The sequence below is a fragment of the Deefgea salmonis genome, assembly GCF_020531905.1.
In the GTDB taxonomy this organism is placed as follows: Bacteria; Pseudomonadota; Gammaproteobacteria; order Burkholderiales; family Chitinibacteraceae; genus Deefgea; species Deefgea salmonis.
Genome location: NZ_JAJAWG010000003.1, coordinates 237,097 through 259,151, shown reverse-complemented (window position 1 = coordinate 259,151; position 22,055 = coordinate 237,097). Strand labels below are relative to the sequence as shown.

General features: G+C 45.4%; 23 protein-coding genes. 17 read left to right on the top strand and 6 right to left on the bottom strand.

Annotated elements, in window-relative coordinates:
- From LG219_RS07495 to LG219_RS07420, 16 genes are all read left to right on the top strand, one after another.
- Positions 1 to 453, top strand: coding sequence for a DUF29 domain-containing protein (locus LG219_RS07495; protein WP_226763898.1), 453 nt, complete (start codon positions 1 to 3; stop codon positions 451 to 453).
- Positions 454 to 513: 60 nt separating this feature from the next.
- Positions 514 to 777, top strand: coding sequence for a DUF2442 domain-containing protein (locus tag LG219_RS07490; RefSeq protein ID WP_226763897.1), 264 nt, complete (start codon positions 514 to 516; stop codon positions 775 to 777).
- A gap of 22 nt (positions 778 to 799) precedes the next feature.
- Complete coding sequence (rfbA, locus tag LG219_RS07485; protein WP_226763896.1) at positions 800 to 1,699, top strand: glucose-1-phosphate thymidylyltransferase RfbA; 900 nt, start codon at positions 800 to 802, stop codon at positions 1,697 to 1,699.
- Between the two features lie 134 nt (positions 1,700 to 1,833).
- On the top strand, positions 1,834 to 2,376 hold the full coding sequence (gene rfbC, locus LG219_RS07480) for a dTDP-4-dehydrorhamnose 3,5-epimerase (RefSeq protein ID WP_226763895.1): 543 nt from the start codon (positions 1,834 to 1,836) through the stop codon (positions 2,374 to 2,376).
- Positions 2,376 to 2,783, top strand: a complete 408-nt coding sequence (locus LG219_RS07475) for a sugar 3,4-ketoisomerase (RefSeq protein ID WP_226763894.1) — start codon at positions 2,376 to 2,378, stop codon at positions 2,781 to 2,783. The genes rfbC and LG219_RS07475 overlap by 1 nt, the downstream gene beginning before the upstream one ends.
- Positions 2,780 to 3,496: a DapH/DapD/GlmU-related protein gene (locus LG219_RS07470; protein WP_226763893.1), complete on the top strand. Its 717-nt coding sequence runs from the start codon at positions 2,780 to 2,782 to the stop codon at positions 3,494 to 3,496. Before LG219_RS07475 ends, LG219_RS07470 begins: the two co-directional genes overlap by 4 nt.
- A gap of 1 nt (position 3,497) precedes the next feature.
- Positions 3,498 to 4,586, top strand: coding sequence for a DegT/DnrJ/EryC1/StrS family aminotransferase (locus LG219_RS07465; protein ID WP_226763892.1), 1,089 nt, complete (start codon positions 3,498 to 3,500; stop codon positions 4,584 to 4,586).
- Positions 4,587 to 4,693: 107 nt separating this feature from the next.
- Entirely contained in the window at positions 4,694 to 5,833 is a 1,140-nt protein-coding gene (locus LG219_RS07460; RefSeq protein ID WP_284691626.1) for an O-antigen translocase, read from the top strand.
- A 286-nt stretch (positions 5,834 to 6,119) separates the two neighbouring features.
- On the top strand, positions 6,120 to 7,208 hold the full coding sequence (locus LG219_RS07455) for a glycosyltransferase family protein (protein WP_226763890.1): 1,089 nt from the start codon (positions 6,120 to 6,122) through the stop codon (positions 7,206 to 7,208).
- Between the two features lie 2 nt (positions 7,209 to 7,210).
- On the top strand, positions 7,211 to 8,251 hold the full coding sequence (locus LG219_RS07450) for an EpsG family protein (protein ID WP_226763889.1): 1,041 nt from the start codon (positions 7,211 to 7,213) through the stop codon (positions 8,249 to 8,251).
- Positions 8,235 to 9,035, top strand: a complete 801-nt coding sequence (locus tag LG219_RS07445; RefSeq protein ID WP_226763888.1) for a glycosyltransferase — start codon at positions 8,235 to 8,237, stop codon at positions 9,033 to 9,035. The genes LG219_RS07450 and LG219_RS07445 overlap by 17 nt, the downstream gene beginning before the upstream one ends.
- Entirely contained in the window at positions 9,032 to 9,946 is a 915-nt protein-coding gene (locus LG219_RS07440; RefSeq protein WP_226763887.1) for a glycosyltransferase, read from the top strand. Before LG219_RS07445 ends, LG219_RS07440 begins: the two co-directional genes overlap by 4 nt.
- Entirely contained in the window at positions 9,936 to 10,886 is a 951-nt protein-coding gene (locus LG219_RS07435; protein WP_226763886.1) for a UDP-glucose 4-epimerase family protein, read from the top strand. The genes LG219_RS07440 and LG219_RS07435 overlap by 11 nt, the downstream gene beginning before the upstream one ends.
- A gap of 25 nt (positions 10,887 to 10,911) precedes the next feature.
- Positions 10,912 to 11,871, top strand: a complete 960-nt coding sequence (locus LG219_RS07430) for a virulence RhuM family protein/type II toxin-antitoxin system death-on-curing family toxin (protein ID WP_226763885.1) — start codon at positions 10,912 to 10,914, stop codon at positions 11,869 to 11,871.
- 4 nt (positions 11,872 to 11,875) lie between these two features.
- Positions 11,876 to 12,439, top strand: coding sequence for a sugar transferase (locus LG219_RS07425; RefSeq protein ID WP_226763884.1), 564 nt, complete (start codon positions 11,876 to 11,878; stop codon positions 12,437 to 12,439).
- A gap of 61 nt (positions 12,440 to 12,500) precedes the next feature.
- Positions 12,501 to 14,393 (top strand): nucleoside-diphosphate sugar epimerase/dehydratase, encoded by a 1,893-nt coding sequence (locus LG219_RS07420; RefSeq protein ID WP_226763883.1) that lies wholly within the window; start codon positions 12,501 to 12,503, stop codon positions 14,391 to 14,393.
- A gap of 174 nt (positions 14,394 to 14,567) precedes the next feature.
- Here LG219_RS07420 and rng read toward each other — a convergent pair whose 3' ends face one another.
- The 6 genes from rng to leuS all read right to left on the bottom strand — a co-directional run bounded on the left by rng (position 14,568) and on the right by leuS (position 21,164).
- The gene (rng, locus tag LG219_RS07415) at positions 14,568 to 16,019 is read right to left on the bottom strand and encodes a ribonuclease G (protein WP_226763882.1); all 1,452 of its coding nucleotides are present in this window, start codon (positions 16,017 to 16,019) and stop codon (positions 14,568 to 14,570) included.
- Positions 16,016 to 16,483, bottom strand: coding sequence for a hypothetical protein (locus LG219_RS07410; protein WP_226763881.1), 468 nt, complete (start codon positions 16,481 to 16,483; stop codon positions 16,016 to 16,018). The genes rng and LG219_RS07410 overlap by 4 nt, the downstream gene beginning before the upstream one ends.
- Positions 16,480 to 16,788 carry a nucleotidyltransferase domain-containing protein gene (locus LG219_RS07405; RefSeq protein WP_226763880.1) on the bottom strand — a complete coding sequence of 103 codons (309 nt, stop codon included), beginning with the start codon at positions 16,786 to 16,788 and terminating at the stop codon, positions 16,480 to 16,482. The genes LG219_RS07410 and LG219_RS07405 overlap by 4 nt, the downstream gene beginning before the upstream one ends.
- A complete protein-coding gene (holA, locus tag LG219_RS07400) occupies positions 16,772 to 17,794 on the bottom strand; it encodes a DNA polymerase III subunit delta (protein ID WP_226763879.1) in 1,023 nt (340 codons plus the stop codon). The genes LG219_RS07405 and holA overlap by 17 nt, the downstream gene beginning before the upstream one ends.
- On the bottom strand, positions 17,794 to 18,336 hold the full coding sequence (locus tag LG219_RS07395; protein ID WP_226763878.1) for an LPS-assembly lipoprotein LptE: 543 nt from the start codon (positions 18,334 to 18,336) through the stop codon (positions 17,794 to 17,796). The genes holA and LG219_RS07395 overlap by 1 nt, the downstream gene beginning before the upstream one ends.
- A 194-nt stretch (positions 18,337 to 18,530) precedes the next feature.
- Positions 18,531 to 21,164 carry a leucine--tRNA ligase gene (gene leuS / locus LG219_RS07390; RefSeq protein WP_226763877.1) on the bottom strand — a complete coding sequence of 878 codons (2,634 nt, stop codon included), beginning with the start codon at positions 21,162 to 21,164 and terminating at the stop codon, positions 18,531 to 18,533.
- A 234-nt stretch (positions 21,165 to 21,398) separates the two neighbouring features.
- Between leuS and LG219_RS07385 the strand changes: the two genes are divergently transcribed.
- Positions 21,399 to 22,028: a type II secretion system protein gene (locus LG219_RS07385; protein WP_226763876.1), complete on the top strand. Its 630-nt coding sequence runs from the start codon at positions 21,399 to 21,401 to the stop codon at positions 22,026 to 22,028.
- The last annotated feature ends 27 nt before the right edge of the window (positions 22,029 to 22,055 follow it).

The following is a 22,055-nucleotide window of genomic DNA, read 5'->3' as shown; positions in this document are numbered from 1 at the left end:
ATGACTATTTCTTATGAACAAGACATTGTTGCGTGGGCCAGCGAGCAAGCGAGGTTGATTCGTGCTGGGCGCTTTGAACTGCTGGATTTAGCGCATATTGCCGAGGAGATTGAAGACGTGGGTAAAAGCGAACAACGTGAATTGGCGAACCGAATGGCATTACTACTAGCGCACTTGCTCAAATGGCAATATCAGCCAGACAGACAGGGAAGCAGCTGGAAAAATACGATCCGTGAACAGCGCAAGGCGTTGAGCCGACGCCTAGAAAATACCCCCAGCCTAAAAGCGAGTTTGAATGATCGCGGCTGGTGGGACGATGCATGGCTAGATGCACGAGAAGCTGCCGATAAAGAAACTCAACTTGGATTTGATATTTTTCCAGAGGCTTGCCCATGGACGAGTGATGAAGTGTTGGGGGATTGGCTACCCGGTGATAGTGCAACTTTGAATTAATGGCAATGTGGGCATGTAAAGAATTCCATAAAGTCGCACCACGAGTGTGAAGGATAAATCATGATACATATTGAATCCGCAAAATATTTGGATGGCTATTGTATTCAATTGAAATTCAATACCGATGAAATCGGTATTGTTGATTTAACTGAGTTGATTAATCGCTACCCAATTGCCCAGCAACTGAAAGATAAAGCATTATTTTCGCAATTTTATCTTGATGAATGGCCCACGTTAGCGTGGCCCTGCGGATTTGATGTGAGCCCAGAAACACTGTATGAAATGGCGACGGGTAAAACCGTTTCGTGGCTTAAACAAGCATAACCCATGACAAAAAATGGCAAAAATGACTAATCCCCAATCCCTAATCGCAAATCCTAGCCGTAAAGGTATTATTTTAGCCGGTGGTTCGGGTACTCGACTTTATCCCGCCACCATCGCCGTATCCAAGCAATTGCTACCGATTTACGATAAACCGATGATTTATTACCCGCTGAGCACGCTATTGCTGGCGGGAATTCGCGATATTTTGATTATCTCTACCCCACAAGACACCCCACGCTTTGAGCAATTGCTCGGTGGCGGTAGCCAATGGGGTATCAAACTGCAATACGCGGTACAGCCAAGTCCAGATGGTCTGGCGCAAGCGTTTATTATTGGTGAAGAATTTATTGGCCAAGATAATGTGGCACTGGTGTTGGGCGATAATATTTTTTATGGCCATGAATTTGCTGATTTATTAAAAACCGCTGCGGATAAAGAAAACGGCGCTAGCGTTTTTGCTTATCACGTTAATGATCCAGAGCGCTATGGGGTGGTTGATTTTGATGCGAGTGGTAAAGCGCTGTCGATTGAAGAAAAACCACTCAAACCGAAATCCAATTACGCGGTAACCGGCTTATATTTTTACGACAATAGCGTGATTGAAATTGCCAAAAATATTAAACCCTCGCCACGTGGTGAATTAGAAATTACCGATGTCAATAGCGTGTATTTAGCGCAAGGCCAATTAGACGTCAAAACCATGGGTCGCGGCTATGCATGGTTAGATACCGGCACGCATGAATCGATGCTCGAAGCCAGCCAATTCATTCAAACCATCGAAGCGCGCCAGGGCTTAAAAGTGTGCTGCCCAGAAGAAATTGCGTATCGTCACGGCTGGATTGACGCTGCTCAAGTAGAAAAACTCGCCCAACCGCTAAAGAAAAACGCCTACGGCCAATATCTGCTACGCATGATTAAATAATAATTTATTAAAAGTAGGGCGCATTGCGCGACGCGAACTGCCCCCCGACCTATAAATAAAAAAGGAATTGAGAATTGGGCGTTGGATTACAGGTGATTTTTAATCCCTATTCCCCGCCCCCTACTCCCTGAACTATGAATATCATCGATACCCAAATCCCAGACGTTAAAATTATTGAGCCACAAGTATTTGGTGATGAACGTGGTTTTTTTTATGAAAGCTTTAATCAAGCTAAATTTGAAGCCGCTATTGGTAGAAAAGTAGAGTTTGTGCAAGACAATCACTCCAACTCAGTCAAAGGCGTATTGCGCGGGCTGCATTATCAAATCCAGCATCCACAAGGCAAATTAGTTCGTTGTACACAAGGCGAAGTATTTGATGTGGCGGTGGACCTGCGTAAATCATCACCGACTTTTGGTCAATGGGTTGGCGTTACATTGAGCGAAGAAAATAAACGCCAACTCTGGATCCCAGAAGGCTTTGCCCATGGATTTATGGTGGTGAGTGAGACTGCTGAGTTTTTATATAAAACGACGGATTATTGGTATAAAGATCATGAAAGAACAATTGCATGGAATGATAAAGAATTGGCAATTGATTGGGGGACTTCAACAATGCCGAGTTTATCTATGAAAGATCAATTGGGGTGTCCACTCAATTTAGCAGAGGTTTTTTAATGCAAATTAAATTAATACAGTTGCAAAAACATGGTGATGAGCGTGGTGCTTTGGTGGCTTTGGAAGAGAATAAAAACATTCCTTTCCCAATTAAACGCGTGTATTACTTGTTTGGAACACAGCAAGGTGTACGGCGTGGGTTTCATGCTCACAAGCAATTAAAACAAGTTGCAATTGTTATGCGAGGCTATTGCCGTTTCCATTTGGATGATGGCAAAGAAAAAATAGAACTGCTGCTTGATAACCCTGCACAGGGCTTGCTGATTGAACCATTAGTCTGGCATGAAATGTATGACTTTAGTGAAGATTGCGTATTGATGGTTTTAGCTGATGATTATTATTGTGAAAGTGATTATTTAAGAAAGCATGAAGAATTTATTAATATTGTTAATGGTGAAACTAAATGATACATCAAACCGCAGTTATATCCGATAAAGCTGTCATCGGTAAGAATGTAACGATTATGCCATTTGCAGTTATTGGTGATGTAACTATTGGTGATGATTGTATTATTCATCCACATGTGGTTATTGCTGATGGTATTGTTTTGGGTAATGCAGTGGAAATATTTCCAGGTGCTTTTATTGGTAAAGAGCCAAAAGGCGCAGGTGCTTTAGCTCGTCAACCAGAATTTGAACGGATTGTAAAAATCGGCAATGAATGTTCGATTGGACCGAATGCAGTTATTTTTTATGATGTGGCCATTGGCAATAATACATTACTAGGCGATGGTGCCTCAATTCGAGAAAAATGCACAATTGGTAGCCGCTGCATTTTAAGTCGCTATGTAACTGTGAATTACAATACCAAAATTGGCGATCGCACTAAAGTTATGGATTGCACGCATATTACCGGCAATGCCGTTATTGGCAATGATGTATTTATTAGTTTATTAGTGGGCACAACAAACGATAATGTAGTCCGTGCCGGATATTCTGATCATGTCGTTGGCCCGATCATTGAAGATAATGTCGTAATTGGCGTTGGCGCATCATTATTACCTGCAGTGGTAATTGGCGAAGGAGCGACCATTGGTGCGGGGTCTGTTGTTACCAAAAATGTGAAACAAAAAACTTTAGTGGCTGGTGTTCCTGCACGTTTTGTAAAGAGTATTGAATAAAATGATTCCATTTCTTGATTTAAAAGCCATTAATTTAGCGCACCGTGATGAATTAATTAATGCATTTACTCGCGTTATCGACTCTGGTTGGTATGTATTAGGTAATGAAGTTAAACAGTTCGAAGCTTCATTTGCAGATTACTGCAACACAGATCATTGTGTTGGTGTGAGCAATGGTTTGGATGCATTGCATTTGATTTTACGTGCTTATGGTATTGGTGCTGGTGATGAAGTCATTGTACCGACCAATACCTATATTGCTACTTGGTTAGCTGCTACGTATGCAGGCGCAACGCCCGTACCAGTTGAGCCGTGCATAGATACCTACAATATTGATCCAAGTCTGATTGAGGCCGCAATTACCCCTCGTACTAAAGCAATTATAGCGGTGCATCTTTATGGTCAGCCTGCGGATATGGATCCAATTATGGCGATTGCTGAAAAGCATGGCTTGAAAGTAATCGAAGATGCTGCTCAAGCGCACGGCGCATTATATAAAGGCCGTAAAGTAGGTAGCTTGGGGCATGCCGCTGGATTTAGTTTTTATCCAGGGAAAAATTTGGGTGCATTGGGAGATGCGGGTGCAGTAACGACGAATGATACCGAACTTGCAGAAAAAATTCGAGTCTTGCTCAATTATGGTTCAAAAGTGAAATACCATAATGAAGTACAAGGTTTTAATTGCCGCCTTGATGAATTACAAGCGGCATTATTATCGGTAAAGTTGCCTTATTTAGATCAGGAAACCCAACGCCGTAAAGAAATTGTTCGGCAATATAATTTGGGTTTGCAAGGCTTGCCATTAGTTTTACCGACCATCATGGATGGCGCTGAATCGGCTTGGCATTTATATGTAGTGCGTACCCCGAATCGAGATGCTTTGCAAAAAGCACTGTCTGATCTTGGTGTGGCAACCATGATTCACTACCCAATTCCCCCGCATCAACAGCCCGCATATTGTGAATTTAATCAATTCAGCTTTCCTATTGCGGAGCAGATTCATCAGCAAGTGTTGAGTCTACCGTTAGGGCCAACAATGAGTGATGGCGAAGTGCAAACCGTTATTGCTGCAATAACCAACCTCGCGTGAAAAAGCTATTAACCGTTACATTGTTTACGGGTTTATTGACTTTACTGCGAATGGCAATGGGGTTTGTGATTGCCAAAGTGGTCGCAATTTATACCGGCCCCACGGGAATGGCGATGCTGGGGCAAGTGCAAAGCATGGTTGCCATCCTGAATGGCATGATCAATGCGCCAGCGGGCGCGGGTGTCGTTCGCTTTACCGCCCAGCATCAAGAACAGGGTTTTGATGCTTGCACTCCTTGGTGGCGAGCCAGTGTGAGATGGATTGTGATCTTGCTGGCAATACTTATCCCGCTGGGATTGGTATTGGCGAAACCATTATCACATTGGCTATTTGCCAGTGGTGATTATGCTTGGCTAATCATAATTACTGTTTTGGCATTGCCCTTTACCGCAATGGGAACGTTAATTACTTCCGTGACTAATGGTCTGCAGCAATATCGCCGCTATATTGGCCTTGGCATGGTTTCTACGGTGATTTCATCGCTGGTGATGATTGCTTTAATCATCAAGCAAAATCTGATGGGAGCGTTGTTAGCCGCGGCGTTGCAGGCAGGGTTAATTGGTGTCGTAATGCTGATCGCATCACTGCGCCAACCTTGGTTCAAGTTGCGGTATTGGTGGGGCCAATCAGCGAGTGAAGAAAGAAAAGCGATTGGCGGATATATTTTGATGGCGGTCACCAGCGCCCTCACCATCCCAGTTTCACTCGTGATGGTGCGTAATATCCTAGTGTCTCATGTTGGCTGGGAGCAAGCAGGGCAATGGCAAGCGGTGTGGAAAATATCCGAAGTGTATCTTGGTGTCATTACGATGGCCTTGGGAACTTACTATTTACCTAAACTCGCTTCATTATCAGGCGTAGATGCAATCCTGAAAGAAATTAATAGCACAGCTCGGATTATTATCCCCATTGTTGCCATTATGGCTTTAGCGGTCTATTTCCTGCGCGATATTGCAATTAGTCTGCTATTTACTGAGGCATTCCGTTCTGCTCGTGATTTATTTGCCATTCAACTGATGGGGGATGTTATTAAGATTGCCAGTTGGTTATATGCCTATCCCATGCTTGCGCGAGGAGCTACGAAATGGTTTATGGTCACGGAAGTATTTTTTTCAGGTATGTTTGTGATGTTTTCATATTTTTTAGTTGGTCAGTTTGGCACGCAAGGGGCTAATTCTGCCTATTTGTTGAATTATATTTTATATTTTTTGTTTTTGTTTTTTAACGTGAGAAAAATTTCTCGTTGATAATAGACAATCTGTCGAGTAAATTATTTTTTACCGTTGGGTTGGATTTCTATGTGCCATGGTTTTTTATTGTTATGAATAAACTTAACTTATTTATTAATTTATGAGCAATCACTTAAGTACTTACACAAATTTTTTCTTGTTTTTTATTTCTGCTAAATCTTGCTTTACATAGCCTTACCCTAAGAAAACTTAGGTTAACCTACTTATTTAACTGAGTTATGAGTGGTTGTCTGTATTTTTGTAGCTCAATCTTTGTATTTAATATAATTTTAGTGAGCTTTGAATGCGTGTCTTATTGGTTGGTGATTACAGTGGTGTTCATTTGAATCTTTCAAAAGGATTGGCTGAGCTCGGCCATGATGTAATGCTTGTCTCAGCTGGAGATGGATTCAAAAAAATCCCTTCTGATTATTATTGGAAAGTATGCGTGTCCGGAAAAATTTCTAGATTGCTAGGTATTCATGATTCTGAATTCATTTTGAGAAATAAAGAATTGATTGATTTAATGAGTGGGTTTGATATTGTTCAGATTGTTAATCCTGTGATTGTTGATGAATGTTCAATATCGAACAATTCAATTCTTTTCGATATTCTTAGGAGGAAAAATAGTAAAGTTTTTCTATATTCTTGCGGAGATGATTTGAATTGGGTCTCCGCTTGTTTATCGACTGCGTCATATCAATCAATGTTTCAAGATTCACGATTGTATTTAAGTCGGGAAATTGTACATCCCATCAAATATTTGGCAAATCCTGCAATAAGACGATTGTCAAAAAAAATATATTCAGAAGTAGATGCAATAATTCCAGGAAGTTTTGACTATGATTGGTGCCTTGGATTAGGGGTTGAGCATGAAATTATTCCCTTTCCAGTGGACTTTTCTCCATTTGAATTTAAGCCACTTGAGTCCAAAGAGGTATATCAGATTATGCATGGAGTGCAGCCTGGTAAGTCGCTTAGAAAAGGTGATGAGTTTTTCGAGAAGGCTGTTCGCATGATCAAAGGATTTAGTTACGAGCGAGTTTGTGGTGTACCTTATGTTGAATATCTTAAAAAAATAAATAATTGCGATGTGTTTTTTGATCAGGTTTATTCTAGGGACCAGGGAATGAATGCACTCTATGCTATGGCATGTGGGAAAGTAGTCTTTTCTGGTTTTTCAGAATATTTTTACAAGGGGTATGGTTTGATTGATCCTGTTGGGATTAATGCTCTACCTAGTCATTTAGATATTGTTGATAAGTTACGGCGTATTTCTGACGGGGAGATTGATGTTGAGAAAATATCTCAAAATGCACGTAAATTTGTTGTGCACCAACATGATAAAACTAAAGTGGCACATAGCTTTATAAAAAGATGGTCTGGCAATTAAATATGCATAGTCTTAATATTTATTTTGTTATCTATTTGCTATCATTAATTAGTTTTTTTGTTGTTTTTTTTAACAAACAGCTTGCTTTTTTTTGCTCTTTATTTGTGGCTGGTTTGTCATTTTTACTTGCGGCGTTTAGGGCTGAAAAATTTCCAGATTATGAAGAGTATGTATCTATATTTAATAGTGTGAGTAATTCGGCTATTTTTTCTGATGGTTTTTTTCAAGCTCATGGAGAGTTGGGCTTTAAAATTATAATAAAATTACTGTCTATGTTTGGTAGTGATCCTTTGTTGTTAATGATAATGATGTCTTTGTTGTCATTTGTTATTCTTGTTTTTATCTGTAAAGAGCATGATTTAAATTTTTCAGTGGTTTGGTTAGTTTATTATTCAAACTCATTTCTGCTGAAAGATTTGGCCGCTATTAGAAATTCAGTAGCTAGTTTATTAGTGGTATATGTTTTACTTAATCTTTGGACTCGTCGTGCGTTATATGCTGCTATGTTTAGTGCATTTTGTTTTCAATATTTTTCATTTCTCGCTCTTGGTCCTGCATTTTTTTATAGAAAGAAAGCTTTTTTATTATTGATACCGATCTTGTTTTTTATATATCCATTGCTAAATTTTAATAACTTAATTTATATCTTTGGTAGCGTAGGGATGTTGGCTCAGTATAATGGTTCTGACTTTATAGATCCTTCTCAGTACTCTTCGTTTGCTGCAGTTTTTCGGGCTACATTTTTTCTTTTCTCCGCTCTTTTTATCTTGAGAGAGCAAAAAAATGTAAAAATCAATATTTTGTTATTATCCGTATTTTTTTCAATAGTATCCTATTTGGTCTTTTCTGAGATTCCCGTGCTCTCTCAGAGGATTGGTGGATATTTCATTTCAGTTGATGCTTTTCTAGCATCTTATTTTTTATCTATAAGATCTCGGAGAGTTCTTGGTGCTTTTTTAGTGTTTTTTTATTCTTTTGTAATGTTTTATTTTAATGTGACAACTCGTGATTTTTTAATGGTCTCTTATGAATCAATTTTCTGAACTTATTTCTGTGCTTCTTCCAGTTTCTTCTTTCGATGAATATTTTCCGATCGCTATTGATAGTATTTTGAATCAATCGTATTCAAATTTTGAATTGATAGTTCTAGTTAATGGTGTGGATGACCATGAGTATGAAAAAATTAGTGCAGTTTGTTGTTCTGATTTTCGTGTCAAGTTGATCAGATTAAACCTCCGTGGTTTGGTTTTTGCATTAAATTATGGATTGGAGTTGGCATCTGGAAAATATATTGCACGTATGGATGCTGATGATATCAGTTCGTCTGATAGATTTTTGAAGCAAATTGATTTTTTCTCAAAAAATCCAAATTTTAGTGTTGTTGGTGGCCGAGTTGAGTTAATTGATGAAAATGGTAATTTGTTGATGAAGAAGTTTAATTTTTATAAAACAAATGCTGAAATTTACAATGTATTACCTTATCGAAATCCACTTTGTCATCCAGGGTTAATGTTTGTTAGGCAGTCATTAATTGATATTGGAGGTTATAAGTTTAGTTTTATGTCTGAAGATCATGAGCTATTTATTCGCATGATGCGAGCTGGGTATGAGTTTTTTAATATTGATTATCCTGTACTACAGTACCGTCGGCATGGGGCTCAGATAACTAACTCTTCAAAATCATTTACTCATTTTGTTGAAATTTCTGCTTTTATGTATATGTATTTTATGAGAACGTTAAATGCTAAATATATTTTAGGGATGTTAGTGGTTTTCCCTCCATTTAGGTATGCCAGAAACTGGTTAAGGAATGTAATTTCGAAATGATTTTTGAAAATTTTAGCGTTGCAATTTTACTTGCGGCATATAATGGTAAGCGAAGTATTGCGAAGCAATTGCAAACTATTTTTTTGCAGTGTAGTGTAGATATTACAGTTTTTATTAGCGTTGACAGATCTAGTGATGGCACAGAACAATATGTTTTTGATCTAGTTAACCAGTATCCAAAACTTAAAATATTAAGCACAGGAGAAAGTTTTGGATCAGCGGGTGCAAATTTCTTTAGATTGTTGAGAGATGTCTCATTTGAAGAGTTTGATTATGTTGCATTTGCAGATCAAGATGACATTTGGACTGAGGATAAGTTAATTCGTGCTATTAATGCTCTTGATGAAAAAAAAGCTAATGTTTATTCAAGTAATGTAACGGCTTTTTGGGAGAGTGGCCGTGAAATGCTGATTGATAAAGCTCAGCCTCAGATGAAATGGGACCACCATTTTGAGGCTGCAGGGCCTGGTTGTACTTATGTGATGCAGGCCGCAGTTGCTAATCAATTAAAAGCAATTATTACCCAGGAAGCAGATGCAATGAACGGCATTGAGCTGCATGATTGGTTTATCTATGCATGGGCGAGACACAATGGCTTGCGTTGGTTTATTGATCCCGTGCCTAGTATGCGCTATCGGCAGCATGCCACTAATGTGATTGGCGTTAATAAGGGGCTCGCAGCCGCTAAGTCTAGATTTAATAAATTGAATGATGGCTGGTATTTAAATCAAATTATGTTGATTTCTACTGCAATCAATGCAGTTGATGTAATGCCTATTCAGTGGATCAAGAATCCATCGTTGCTGAATAAATTTAAATTATTAGTTTCTGTATCAAAGTGTCGCCGTCGGTTTCGTGATCGTTTAGGTTTTATTGTTTTTATTTTGATGCTGCGTCAACATGAAAAATAAGCTTTTAATCACTGGTGCAAATGGTTTTGTTGGTCGTACTTTGTGCGCTTTTTTAAGCCATGAAGAAATTCAATTTCGTGCTGTCGCAAGACGAGATAATAACGATGCCGTTTCAGTTGGCAGTATTGATGGTAATACGAACTGGTCTGATGCATTGCTTGATATTGATGTGATTGTGCATACTGCCGCGCGTGCTCATATTCTGAATGATGTTTGCCTTGATCCGCTAGCTGAGTTTCGCAAGGTGAATGTAGAAGGTACATTGAATCTTGCTAGGCAGGCTTTGGCTGTTGGTGTTCGTCGTTTTATTTTTATTAGTTCAATCGGTGTTAATGGCAATCAGTCGTCACAGCCATTTTTAGAGTCTGATCAACCTAATCCAATTGAGCCGTATGCGCTTTCAAAACTAGAGGCAGAGATTGGATTGCGGGATTTGCTTGCAGGTAGTTCGATGGAATTGGTTATTATTCGGCCTCCATTGGTCTATGGGGCGAAAGCGCCAGGCAATTTTGGCCGATTAATTCAAGCTGTCGCAAAAGGCATTCCACTGCCATTAGGCGCAATTCATAATCAGCGTAGTTTGGTGGCGTTAGATAATTTAGTGGATTTGATTTTTACTTGTATTGATCATCCTGCTGCAGCTAATCAGATTTTTTTGGCTGGCGATGGTGAGGATTTATCAACGACCGAACTTTTTCAAAAAATGGCTAATGCTTTAAATGTTCCGAGTCGTTTGATTCCTGTGCCGATGTGGATGTTGCAGTCTGGTGCGCGCATATTGGGTAAATCCGATATGGCGCAGCGTTTATGTGGCTCTTTGCAAGTGGATATTTCTAAGGCACGAGATGTATTAGGCTGGACGCCGCCGCTGAGTGTGGATGAGGCTTTGCGCAAGACGGCGCGGGGCTTTTTGGATCTACAGAAAGTAGCAAAGCTTTAATATTCGTTACTGGGGATTGTAATTAATGAGCGAAATCTTGATCTATCAGGCCGCTAATGGCGCGGTGAATGTTCGGTTAGAGCAAGGTACGGTTTGGCTGACTCAAGCGCAATTGGTCGCTTTGTTCGGTCGAGATCAGTCGGTAGTATCGCGGCATATTGGTAATGTATTTAAGGAAGGCGAGCTAGGTAAAGAGGGCAATATGCAAAAAATGCATATTGCTTCTTCGGACAAGCCTGTTGATGTGTATAGCCTCGATGTCATTATTTCAGTGGGTTATCGGGTTAAGTCGCAGCAAGGAACACGTTTCCGTCAGTGGGCGACTGGCGTGCTGCGGGATCACCTCTCCCAAGGCTGGACATTAGATCGGGCGCGGCTAGAGCGCAACGCTGCCGAGCTAGAGGCTGCTTTAGCTTTAGTTAGAAAAACGGCGCAAGCGCCTGAGCTCACCGCAGATGTTGGTCGTGGTTTGGTTGAGATAGTCAGTCGTTACACGCAAACATTTCTGCTGTTGCAACGCTATGACGAAGGTTTGTTGACTGAGCCCGCCGGTACGGCTGGCGGTGTGCTACCAACTCTCACTGAGGCGCGTTCAGCTATTGCTGCATTAAAAGCCGATTTGATGCGCCGTGGCGAGGCAACTGATCTATTCGGGCGCGAGCGCGATGATGGCATTGCGGCGATTTTAGGTAATTTGGATCAATCGGTCTTTGGTGAGTCTGCCTATCCGACCATTGAGAGTAAAGCGGCCCATCTGCTGTATTTTGTGATTAAAAATCATCCGCTATCGGATGGTAATAAGCGGACTGGCGCATTTATGTTCGTGGATTTTTTGCATCGCAATGGCGCGTTGATGCGTGATGGTCAGCCGGTTATTAATGATGTGGGCCTTGCTGCTTTAGCTTTGCTGGTGGCTGAATCCGCGCCAGATCAAAAAGAAACACTGATTCGTTTAATAGAAAATATGTTAGCAAGGATGATTTGAGTTTATGTTGAAGCGTGGTTTTGATTTTTTGCTGGCTTTATTAGTTAGTTTATTTTTTATTTTACCGATTATTGTTGTCGCCATATTGGTTCGGCTGACTTCGAAAGGACCTGCTTTATATTGGTCCGATCGAGTCGGGGTGAATAATCGCATTTTTAAAATGCCTAAATTTCGCTCGATGCGGATTGATACCCCCGCCGTTGCGACGCATTTATTGGCCGATCCCAAGGCATGCTTAACGCCGATTGGTGGTTTTTTGCGTAAATCGAGTTTGGATGAATTGCCGCAATTGTGGAGTATTCTGGTCGGGGATATGAGCTTTGTTGGCCCACGGCCTGCGCTGTTTAATCAAGACGATTTAATTGCACTTCGCACTGAAAAAGGCGTTGATCGTATTCGGCCTGGCCTCACTGGTTGGGCGCAAATCAATGGTCGTGATGAATTGCCGATTCCGGTTAAGGTGGGTTTTGATGTGGCGTATTTGCAGCGACGCTCATTTGTGTTTGATTTAAAAATCCTACTGCTGACTTTTTTAAAGGTTATTCGCCGTGATGGGATAACGCATTGATTTTTATTTTTTTATTCTGCGTTATTAATAGGCTGGTTTTGCTCCAAAACTCAGGTAAGTTATGTTAAATAAAGCAATTGCATTACCTAGAACAACTAAAAGTCTATTGATTTTAGTGCTGGATTTTATTTTATTGCCCCTGGCTTTATGGGCTGCAATTGCACTGCGTTTAGATGATTGGTCTTATCCTACACAATTTGCCTGGTGGGTGTTTTTCTTGCCGTCTATGATTGCCGCGCCGATTTTTATTCGCTTTGGTTTGTATCGGGCGGTGATTCGATATATCGAGGATAGGGCGGTGTTAACCATTGCCACTGCGGTGAGTTTGGCGCTGTTGGGTTTTGTTGCTGCGATTCAGCTGTTGCAAATTACCGGTATTCCACGTGGTTCTTTAGTGATTTTTTGGCTATTGGCCATGGCGATTATTATTGCTAGCCGTTTTGCTGCGCGGAGTATTTTACGCAAATTAGCGCCACTATCCAAAGAGCGAAAGACGGTATTAATTTATGGTGCTGGTAGCGCCGGGCGGCAATTGGCGGTGGCTTTGCGTACTGGGCAAGAATACGAGCCGATTGGCTTTGTCGACGACTCAGTCGCTCAGCAAGGGCTGCAAATTGGCGGCCTTAAAGTCTTTAGCAATGATCAAATGCACGGCCAAATTACGCTGGGTCGGGTGGATCAAGTGTTATTGGCGATGCCTTCTGCGCCGCGCTCGCGGCAAATCGAGATTGTAAATCAGCTAGAGCCTTTAGCGGTCGAAGTGCGGATTTTGCCGGGAATGGCCGATTTGGTCAGTGGCGAAGTGCGTTTGGCCGATGCGCGCGAAGTAGGCGTTGATGAGCTATTGGGCCGCGAACCGGTGCCGCCCAATTACGAATTACTCGCCCGCAATATTAGCGGTAAATCGGTGATGGTCACCGGCGCTGGCGGCTCGATTGGCTCGGAGTTGTGTCGGCAAATTATTAAAAATCAACCCACGCATTTGGTGTTGTACGAGCTTTCTGAATTCGCTTTGTACACCATTGAGCAAGAGCTCAGCCAAATCATTCGAGAACACGCTTTGCCGATTGAGCTGCATCCGGTATTGGGCTCGGTACAAAATGGCTTACGCCTTGCGGCGATTATGGCGCGCTATGGGGTGCAAACGGTGTATCACGCTGCAGCGTATAAACATGTGCCCTTGGTGGAATTTAATATTACTGAGGGGATTTTAAATAATGCCTTTGGCACTCGCGCAGCGGCGGCGGCGGCGATTGATGCTGGGGTTGAATCTTTTGTATTGATTTCAACCGATAAAGCGGTGCGCCCGACCAATGTCATGGGCGCGAGTAAGCGAATGGCCGAGTTGGCCTTACAAGCGTATGCGCTCGATCCTTCGGTCAAAACGCGTTTTTGTATGGTGCGCTTTGGCAATGTGCTGGGTTCAAGCGGCTCGGTGGTGCCTTTGTTCCGTAAGCAAATTATAGAAGGTGGGCCTGTTAAGGTGACTCACCCCGAGATTAATCGCTTTTTTATGACGATTCCCGAGGCGTCGCAATTGGTGATTCAGGCGGGGGCCATGGGCGGTAGTGGCGAAGTGTTTGTGCTGGATATGGGGCAGCCTGTTCGCATTGTGGATTTGGCACGGCGGATGATTCATCTATCGGGCTACAAGGTAAAAGATGATGCCAATCCAGCGGGCGATATTGCCATTGAGTTTTCTGGCTTACGCCCCGGTGAAAAGCTGTATGAAGAACTGCTGATTGGCGACAATGTTAGCGGCACCGAGCACGCCCGGATTATGAAAGCCAACGAACAATGCTTAACGCTCGATGAGCTGGAGCAAATTATTGCCGATCTCAGCATTGCCTGTGTGGGCAATGATTCAACGCAAATCATTGGCATTTTACAGCGCTGTGTGTCTGGCTTTAAACCCGACCAAGCGGTACGCGATCATTTGCATGAATTTACATAGTCGTCGCTCATGCTAAGTGGCGTCTTGTAGGGTCGGCTTTCGCCGGCTTGTTCGTCGCCTGAAGGCGACCCTATGTAGCTGATGTATTCGCTTACGGTGTTTGATTTAGTTTATTTGGGTATATCTAGCTAAGCCTTTATCTTTAAGGTTTAGCTAGATATACCCTTATTTCTTTTACACCAGCACCACATCAAATTGCTCTTGCGTATACGCGGTTTCTACTTGCAGATAAATCGGTTTTTTGATGAAGTCGGCCAGTTGCGCGAGGCTCGCCGATTCTTCGTCCAGAAACATATCGACCACCGATTGTGCGGCGAGGATGCGGTATTCTTTGGCGTTAAATTGCCGGGCTTCGCGCAAAATCTCGCGCAAAATTTCGTAGCAAATGGTTTGTGCGGTTTTGATTTCGCCGCGCCCTTGGCAGGTGGGGCAGGGCTCGCACAGCACGTGGGCGAGGGATTCGCGGGTGCGTTTGCGGGTGATTTCGACTAAGCCGAGGCTGGTGAAATTAGAAACGGTGATTTTGGTGCGATCTTTGTCTAGCGCTTTATTCAGTTCGCTCAGCACCGCCGTTTTGTGTTCTTCATTATCCATGTCGATAAAATCAACGATGATAATGCCGCCTAAATTGCGAAGTCGCAGTTGGCGAGCGATGACTTGGGTGGCTTCGAGATTGGTTTTGAAGATGGTGTCGTCAAATGAGCGGGTGCCGACAAAGCCGCCCGTATTGACGTCCACGGTAGTCATGGCTTCGGTTTGATCGATGATCAGGTAGCCGCCAAATTTGAGGTTCACGCGGCGGCTCATGGCGCGCTCGATTTCAGCTTCGACGCCGTGCAGCTCAAACAAGGGGCGATCGCCCGAATACAGTTGAATGCGCGGCAACACGTCGGACACAAAACGGCCGGCAAATTCAGTCATTTTGGCGAAGTTTTCGCGGCTATCGACCCAAACGCTGTCGGTTTCGGTAGTGACCATATCGCGCAGCGCGCGCAATTGCAGCGATAAATCTTGAAATAACAGCGAGCGCGCCGGTAGGGTGATCGAATTGGTTTTGATGTCGGCCCAAATCAAGCTGAGGTATTCAATATCGGCGCGCAGCTCGTCGTCTGAGGCATGATCGGCGCTGGTGCGAATAATGTAGCCGCGATGATTGTCGGGCAATAGGCTTTCCATCCGAACGCGCAAACGGTCGCGCTCTTGATCGTTGCCAATGCGCTGTGAAATCCCAATGTGCGTATCTTGCGGTAAAAACACCAAAAACCGGCCAGCAATGCTGATTTGCGTCGAGAGCCGTGCGCCTTTACTGCCGATCGGGTCTTTAACCACTTGCACCATAATGGCTTGGCCTTCATGAATCAGCCGCTCGATGCGCTGCACTTCGCTGGGGTTTTGCCGCTGCTCGATCACGTCGGCAATGTGCAAAAAAGCGGCGCGCTCAAGGCCGATTTCAATAAAGGCACTTTGCATGCCGGGCAGCACTCGCTTGACCATGCCGAGATAAATATTGCCGACCAAGCCGCGATGCGCGGCGCGTTCGATATGAATGTCGTGAACTACACCTTCATCAATGCTAGCGACGCGGGTTTCTTGCGGGGTGATATTGACGAGGATTTGTTCTTTCATAGTGGTCTCAAAGACTGGCTCAGTGGGTGCGTAGCGATGTGCTGCCAGATACTTAATAAATGCTGTGTTCCCGTTAGAAACTGTTGAATCAATTGGGCACTCAGTTGCGGATCATCAGGATATTCATGGGCGAGTGTGTTGCGGGTTTCACGCAGTGTTTTCCATTCGCTAACGCTAGGAATGACGGTCAGACGCTCTAATCTTTGTAGCTTTTCGGCGAATGGCGTATTGGGTGGAAAAGCTTCGCCAGCTAAGTCACAGATTGCGGGGAGCAGTAGCATGCCCAATGTGTCTTGTAATTTACCAAAGCGATACGCCAGTTGATCTAGTATTTGGCGTTGTTCCATCGTCAGATTACCCCAGTCGGGATGATCAAATTGATCTAGCTGCATGAGCGCATTTTGCATGGTGCTGGCATGCAGTTGGCAGCTTTGAAAGATGCTGCGCAGTTTAAGTGGGTTCATAAGATCATTCCTTCTCGCTTGGCGACCGCAACAATGGCGGGGGCTTGTGTGAGTTGTGGGCTGCTGAGTACCACGTCGATTTTTTCATCTTCAAGGCAAGGCTGGCTGTGCAGTTGCACTAAAAATGCTAATTTGGCTTGGATTAATTGCGCCGCGTTTAAATCGGCTTCAATGAGCAAATCGTAATCACCGCCTTTGGCGGCATCGTTGACTCTGCTGCCAAATAGCCAGACTGTGGCGCTAGGGCCGAAGTGTTGTTGAGCGGCTTTTTGGATGGCGCTGTGTTGCTTAGCGGTGATTCGCATTGTTCACTCTACTTAAACTTAGCGCCATTGCGGTCAGCTCATGCCAAACTTCACCTTCGCCAATGCCTTTGATCAAACTGTCGATGCGCGCGGCCTGTTGTAGTGCATTGGTCAGTTGGCGGCGGTTAACGCGGGCGGCGGCGGCTTCGATGAGTTTTTGCTTATTGCCCCACAGGCGTAAATCTTTGATCAGTTGCGCGGTGGGGATATTGCGCGCTCGGCCTTGGGCAAAACGATAGAGATTACGCGTTTCTTCAGTCAGCGCCCACAGTACCAGCACCGCCGATTCACCCTCGGCCTTGAGGCCGCTCAGCATATGCACGATGCGCTCGGCGTCGCCGACCAGCAGCGCTTCGCCCAATTGAAACACATCGTAGCGCGCCACATTGGCGACGGCCGCCGTCAGATCGTCTAGCGTTAACAGGCCCGCCGGGTGTAATAGCGCGAGTTTTTGGATCTCTTGCAATGCGGCTAATAAATTGCCTTCAACCCGATCGACCAACCACGCCATCGCCTCGGGACTGAGGCTTTGCGCTTGGACGGCGAGCCGTTTGCTAATCCATTGCGGTAAGGCATTGCGCTCGATGACCTTGGCTTCGATGACTTCACCGGCTTTGGCCAGCGCCGACATCCATTTGCTATTGAGCGCAGTTTTATCGAGTCGAGGCAGGGTAATAATAGTGAGTGTGTCGCTGGGGAGCTTGCTAGCAAAGGCTTCTAGGGCTTTACCCCCTTCGGTACCGGGTTTACCATTCGGGATGCGTAATTCTAAAATCCGCAGTTCAGCAAATAAAGACAGCGATTGCCCGGCCGAGATGAGTTGTTCCCATTGAAACTGTGCCGCGTTTTCCACGGTGAGCACTTCGCGCTCGCTATAGCCTTGCTGCCGCGCGATGTCTCTGAGCGTTTGCACCGCTTCTAGGCTCAATAGCGCTTCATCGCCATGAATAATATACAGTGGGGCGAGTTTGCGTTTGGCTGCGGCGGCTAAATCTTCGCTACGCATTATGGCTGTGTTGGCGCAATCGCTGATGCTGCCGATGCCGCTGAAGCTTTATTGACGTCTTTGGCTGCGGCATTGATGCGGCGAATGATTTGCTGCGAAGAATCGCGCTGCATTTCGGTAATCAGTTTGCCTTCTTCGCTTTCATTGGCGAGGATATTGTTTTCATCCCACTGCAAGGTGCGGCTCAGCGAGATGCTGCCGTCTTCGATCAGTGGTTGTTTGTCGAGCGTGGCGGTAAAGCGAACGCGGTAAAACACGCGGTATTGCACCACTTGGCCCTTGCTATTCACGCTTAAAATTTGCTTGTCGCTGCTTTCGTTGACGATATTGACCGCCACTTGCGCGTCGCTGGTCACTAATTTAACGTTGTCTTGCACGATGATGGCTTTGCGTAGCTCTTGCGCGGCGCTGCCACCTCCGCTGACTTGGATGGTTTTAAAGTTCAGTTGCGAAGCCGGCCCTTGCCCGCGTAAATGAAAGCCGCAGGCCATTAGGCTAAGGCAGAGCCCAAGAAGGACGAGGGTTTTCAAACGTAAGGGCATGTGGTACTCCAAAAAAGGTGGTGCTTAATGCTGGCGGCTTAAGGCGCAGGATTAAGTCGATGCTTTGACTGCTACCGGCCGCTGCTGCTCGTTGATGTATCGGTTCTGTGAAATCTGTTTTATTGCAGTACTGGCCGTGCCCGCTTTAATTTTACCTAAGGCTAAAGCGGGTACGGCCATTCATCCACGCAGAGTTAGAGCACAATGCTGACTAATTTATTCGGCACCACAATCACTTTCTTGGGCGTGCCCGTCAAGTGTTTTTGCACCGCTTCATCAGCCAATGCGGCGGCTTCGATTGCGTCTTTGCTGGCGTCTTTGGCGACAAAAATCTCGCCACGCACTTTGCCGTTCACTTGCACCATCATTTTGATTTCGTCTTGCGTGAGCGCATCCAGAGCGGGCTCTGGCCATGCTGCATGCGCGATTTCACCGGCAAAGTTAAGCTCGAGCCACAAGGTGTGTGCAATATGCGGCGCAGCAGGGTAGATCGCGCGCAGCAACAGACCAAAGCATTCACGCATCACTGCGGCATTGCTTTCCGAGTACGCATCAAGCGCATTGAGCATTTTCATCACGCCGGACACGATGGTGTTGTATTGCAGGCGTTCGTAGTCGTTATTGATTTGCTTGAGCGTGTTGTGGATTTCAAAACGCAAGGTTTTGTCCGCTTTACTGAGTTCAATGCCATCAAGGGTATTGCTCGCTGATTTAATTACATCAGCGTGTTTAACGCTATACCCCCATAGACGACGCAGGTAGCGATAAGCACCTTCTACGCCGCTGTCTGACCATGCCGCGCTTTGCTCGGGTGGGCCAGCAAACATCGTAAATAGACGCGCGGTATCGGCACCGAATTTTTCGATAATGTCTTTGGGTTCAACCACGTTGTTTTTCGATTTCGACATTTTCTCGATGCCACCCATCACCACGGGCAGACCATCTTCGACGCAAATGGCTGAAATCGGGCGACCTTTTTCATCGTGTTGTACTTCTACTTCAGCCGGGTAGAACCAGCGTTTTTTGCCCGAAGCTTCTTCGCGGTAATAGCAATCGCGCAGCAACATGCCTTGGGTAAATAGGTTTTTGAATGGCTCGTCAAAGTTGATCAAGCCTTCATCGCGCATCGCCTTGGTCCAAAAACGCGCGTACAGCAAATGCAATACCGCGTGTTCAATGCCGCCGATGTATTGATCCATACCGCCTGCCGTATTGGCACCGGCACCCATCCAGTATTGGGTGCCATCGCCCACCATGGCATCGGTATTTTTCGGGTCGCAATAGCGCATGAAATACCAGCTTGAATCGACAAAAGTATCCATAGTGTCGGTTTCGCGCTGTGCGGCTGCGCCGCATGTTGGGCAGTCGACATTTAAAAAGTCGGCGCGCTGTTTGAGCGGATTGCCCGAGCCATCGGGAATGCAGTCGGTTGGAAGCACGACTGGCAATTGCACGTAGGGTACCGGCACATCGCCGCAGCATGGGCAGTGGATGATTGGGATTGGCGTGCCCCAATAACGTTGGCGTGAAATGCCCCAGTCGCGTAAACGCCAAGTGGTTTTTTTCTCGCCTGCCTCGATAGCAGCCAAGTCAGCAGCAACTGCATCGACAGCGGCTTTAAAGCTCAAGCCATCGTATTTGCCCGAGTTAATGGTTACGCCACGCGTTTTGTCGCCGTAGGATTCTGCCCAAGCATCCGTACTGAAGTTTTCGCCTTCAATCGCAATCACTTGTTTGATCGGTAGATCGTATTTTTTGGCAAAGCCAAAGTCACGCTCGTCGTGCGCGGGTACGGCCATCACTGCGCCGTCGCCGTAGCCCATCAACACGTAATTGCCGATCCACACTTCAACTGGTTCGCCAGTCAGTGGGTGAGTGACGAATAGGCCAGTGGCTTTACCGAGTTTTTCTTGGCTGGCGATTTCAGCTTCGGAAACGCCGCCTTGCTTGCATTCTTCGATGAACGCCAGTAATTCTGGTTTCAGTTCAGCAGCGCGTGTTGCCAGTGGGTGTTCGGCTGCCACCGCGCAGAAGGTCACGCCCATAATGGTGTCGGCGCGGGTGGTGAACACGAACAGCTTGCCGTCTTGTACGAGATTGCCGTTGGCGTCTTTGATGTCGTGATTAAACGCAAAGCGCACGCCTTCCGATTTGCCAATCCAGTTGCGCTGCATGGCGCGGACCATATCGGGCCAACCGGTGAGCTGATCGATGTCGGCCAGCAGTTCTTCGGCGTATTGCGTGATGCCAAAGTAGTAGCCTGGAATTTCGCGTTTTTCGACCAAAGCGCCAGAGCGCCAGCCACGGCCATCCACCACTTGCTCGTTCGCCAGCACGGTTTGATCGACTGGATCCCAGTTCACGACTTGGGTTTTTTTGTAGGCAACGCCTTTTTCCAGCATTTTTAAGAAGAACCATTGGTTCCACTTATAGTATTCAGGGTCGCAAGTGGCGATTTCACGCGACCAGTCAAATGACAAACCCAGTGGTTTCATTTGCGACTTCATGTCGGCGATATTGGCGTAAGTCCATTCCGCTGGCGATTTGTTGTAGGCGATGGCCGCGTTTTCTGCGGGCAAGCCAAATGCATCCCAGCCCATCGGCATCAAAACATTAAAGCCTTTCATCCGTAGGTGGCGCGCCAGCATGTCGTTGATGGTGTAGTTACGCACATGGCCCATATGCAACTTGCCCGATGGGTAAGGCAGCATCGAGCAGGCGTAATACTTAGGACGGCTGGCGTCTTCAGTGACTTCAAACGCGCGTGCATCTTCCCAGTGCTGTTGGGCGGCGGCTTCGACTTCAAACGGTGAATACTGTTCTTGCATGTGAATGGACCTGCGGATGGCTGACAACAATCTGCCGATTATACCCGAGTGCGTGTTTTAAAAGTGCTGCGTCGGGCTTGAACACTGACGATTTTGGTGACGGGCTATCGCAAATGGCCTTGCTTTGCTTTTAATTATGACAAATATTGAATGCTATTTGACTGGTTCAAGAAAGAATTTGGTCGGTTTAACTGGATTGACGGGTTTATCTTGCATGGGATAGGAGTAACAACAATGCGGCAAAAACAGGGCTTTACCTTGGTTGAAATGGCGATTGTACTGGTGATTATTGGTTTGATTTTAGGGGGCGCTTTTAAGGGCAAAGATTTGATTGATAGCGCCAAGGTGAAAAACATGGCGGCGCAAGTCAATAAAATGCAAACCGCGTTTAACGCGTATTTTGATAAATACGGTGCGTATCCGGGGGATGGCTGTCCGGGTACCGGCACCGCGCCCGCATTGGGCAATGGCGTGAGTCTGTGTGTTGCGGGTAGTCGTAATGGCTTACTGAGTGACGCGACCGAAGCCAGTGATGCGCTGATTTTATTGCAAAACACCAATACGCTGACTGCCGCCGATTTAAATAGTATTTTTGGTGTGCCGTGGCAGATCTCAGTCGCTGGCGCGGCGAGCGGCAATTATGCGGCCAATACCAACTATATGCAGCCGGGCACGGGGGCGGTGGATTTGCGCTTTGTGTGTGCGCTGGATCGTTTAATTGACGATGGTATTCCCAGCTCAGGGGTAATGCGCAGCTCGGCCACCGCAGGGGCGGTCACGGCAACTGGCACCAGTTACGATGCGACATCGGACTGTTGGCAAGGCGCGACACAGGTCACGATGGGCGTGCGGATTTTGCCTTGAGTTTATGGCGAGGGGCGTTGATTGAGG

What these genes read in the sequence shown, in the direction of transcription:
- LG219_RS07455 (WP_226763890.1), top strand. Translation starts at nt 6,120, where the DNA reads ATGCGTGTCTTATTGGTTGGTGATTACAGTGGTGTTCATTTGAATCTT.
- LG219_RS07385 (WP_226763876.1), top strand. Translation starts at nt 21,399, where the DNA reads ATGCGGCAAAAACAGGGCTTTACCTTGGTTGAAATGGCGATTGTACTG.
- LG219_RS07440 (WP_226763887.1), top strand. Translation starts at nt 9,032, where the DNA reads ATGATTTTTGAAAATTTTAGCGTTGCAATTTTACTTGCGGCATATAAT.
- rfbA (WP_226763896.1), top strand. Translation starts at nt 800, where the DNA reads ATGACTAATCCCCAATCCCTAATCGCAAATCCTAGCCGTAAAGGTATT.
- LG219_RS07435 (WP_226763886.1), top strand. Translation starts at nt 9,936, where the DNA reads ATGAAAAATAAGCTTTTAATCACTGGTGCAAATGGTTTTGTTGGTCGT.
- rfbC (WP_226763895.1), top strand. Translation starts at nt 1,834, where the DNA reads ATGAATATCATCGATACCCAAATCCCAGACGTTAAAATTATTGAGCCA.
- LG219_RS07410 (WP_226763881.1), bottom strand. Translation starts at nt 16,483, where the DNA reads ATGAACCCACTTAAACTGCGCAGCATCTTTCAAAGCTGCCAACTGCAT.
- LG219_RS07475 (WP_226763894.1), top strand. Translation starts at nt 2,376, where the DNA reads ATGCAAATTAAATTAATACAGTTGCAAAAACATGGTGATGAGCGTGGT.
- LG219_RS07470 (WP_226763893.1), top strand. Translation starts at nt 2,780, where the DNA reads ATGATACATCAAACCGCAGTTATATCCGATAAAGCTGTCATCGGTAAG.
- LG219_RS07405 (WP_226763880.1), bottom strand. Translation starts at nt 16,788, where the DNA reads ATGCGAATCACCGCTAAGCAACACAGCGCCATCCAAAAAGCCGCTCAA.
- LG219_RS07420 (WP_226763883.1), top strand. Translation starts at nt 12,501, where the DNA reads ATGTTAAATAAAGCAATTGCATTACCTAGAACAACTAAAAGTCTATTG.
- LG219_RS07465 (WP_226763892.1), top strand. Translation starts at nt 3,498, where the DNA reads ATGATTCCATTTCTTGATTTAAAAGCCATTAATTTAGCGCACCGTGAT.
- leuS (WP_226763877.1), bottom strand. Translation starts at nt 21,164, where the DNA reads ATGCAAGAACAGTATTCACCGTTTGAAGTCGAAGCCGCCGCCCAACAG.
- LG219_RS07445 (WP_226763888.1), top strand. Translation starts at nt 8,235, where the DNA reads ATGAATCAATTTTCTGAACTTATTTCTGTGCTTCTTCCAGTTTCTTCT.
- rng (WP_226763882.1), bottom strand. Translation starts at nt 16,019, where the DNA reads ATGAAAGAACAAATCCTCGTCAATATCACCCCGCAAGAAACCCGCGTC.
- LG219_RS07460 (WP_284691626.1), top strand. Translation starts at nt 4,694, where the DNA reads ATGGCGATGCTGGGGCAAGTGCAAAGCATGGTTGCCATCCTGAATGGC.
- holA (WP_226763879.1), bottom strand. Translation starts at nt 17,794, where the DNA reads ATGCGTAGCGAAGATTTAGCCGCCGCAGCCAAACGCAAACTCGCCCCA.
- LG219_RS07395 (WP_226763878.1), bottom strand. Translation starts at nt 18,336, where the DNA reads ATGCCCTTACGTTTGAAAACCCTCGTCCTTCTTGGGCTCTGCCTTAGC.
- LG219_RS07430 (WP_226763885.1), top strand. Translation starts at nt 10,912, where the DNA reads ATGAGCGAAATCTTGATCTATCAGGCCGCTAATGGCGCGGTGAATGTT.
- LG219_RS07490 (WP_226763897.1), top strand. Translation starts at nt 514, where the DNA reads ATGATACATATTGAATCCGCAAAATATTTGGATGGCTATTGTATTCAA.
- LG219_RS07495 (WP_226763898.1), top strand. Translation starts at nt 1, where the DNA reads ATGACTATTTCTTATGAACAAGACATTGTTGCGTGGGCCAGCGAGCAA.
- LG219_RS07450 (WP_226763889.1), top strand. Translation starts at nt 7,211, where the DNA reads ATGCATAGTCTTAATATTTATTTTGTTATCTATTTGCTATCATTAATT.
- LG219_RS07425 (WP_226763884.1), top strand. Translation starts at nt 11,876, where the DNA reads ATGTTGAAGCGTGGTTTTGATTTTTTGCTGGCTTTATTAGTTAGTTTA.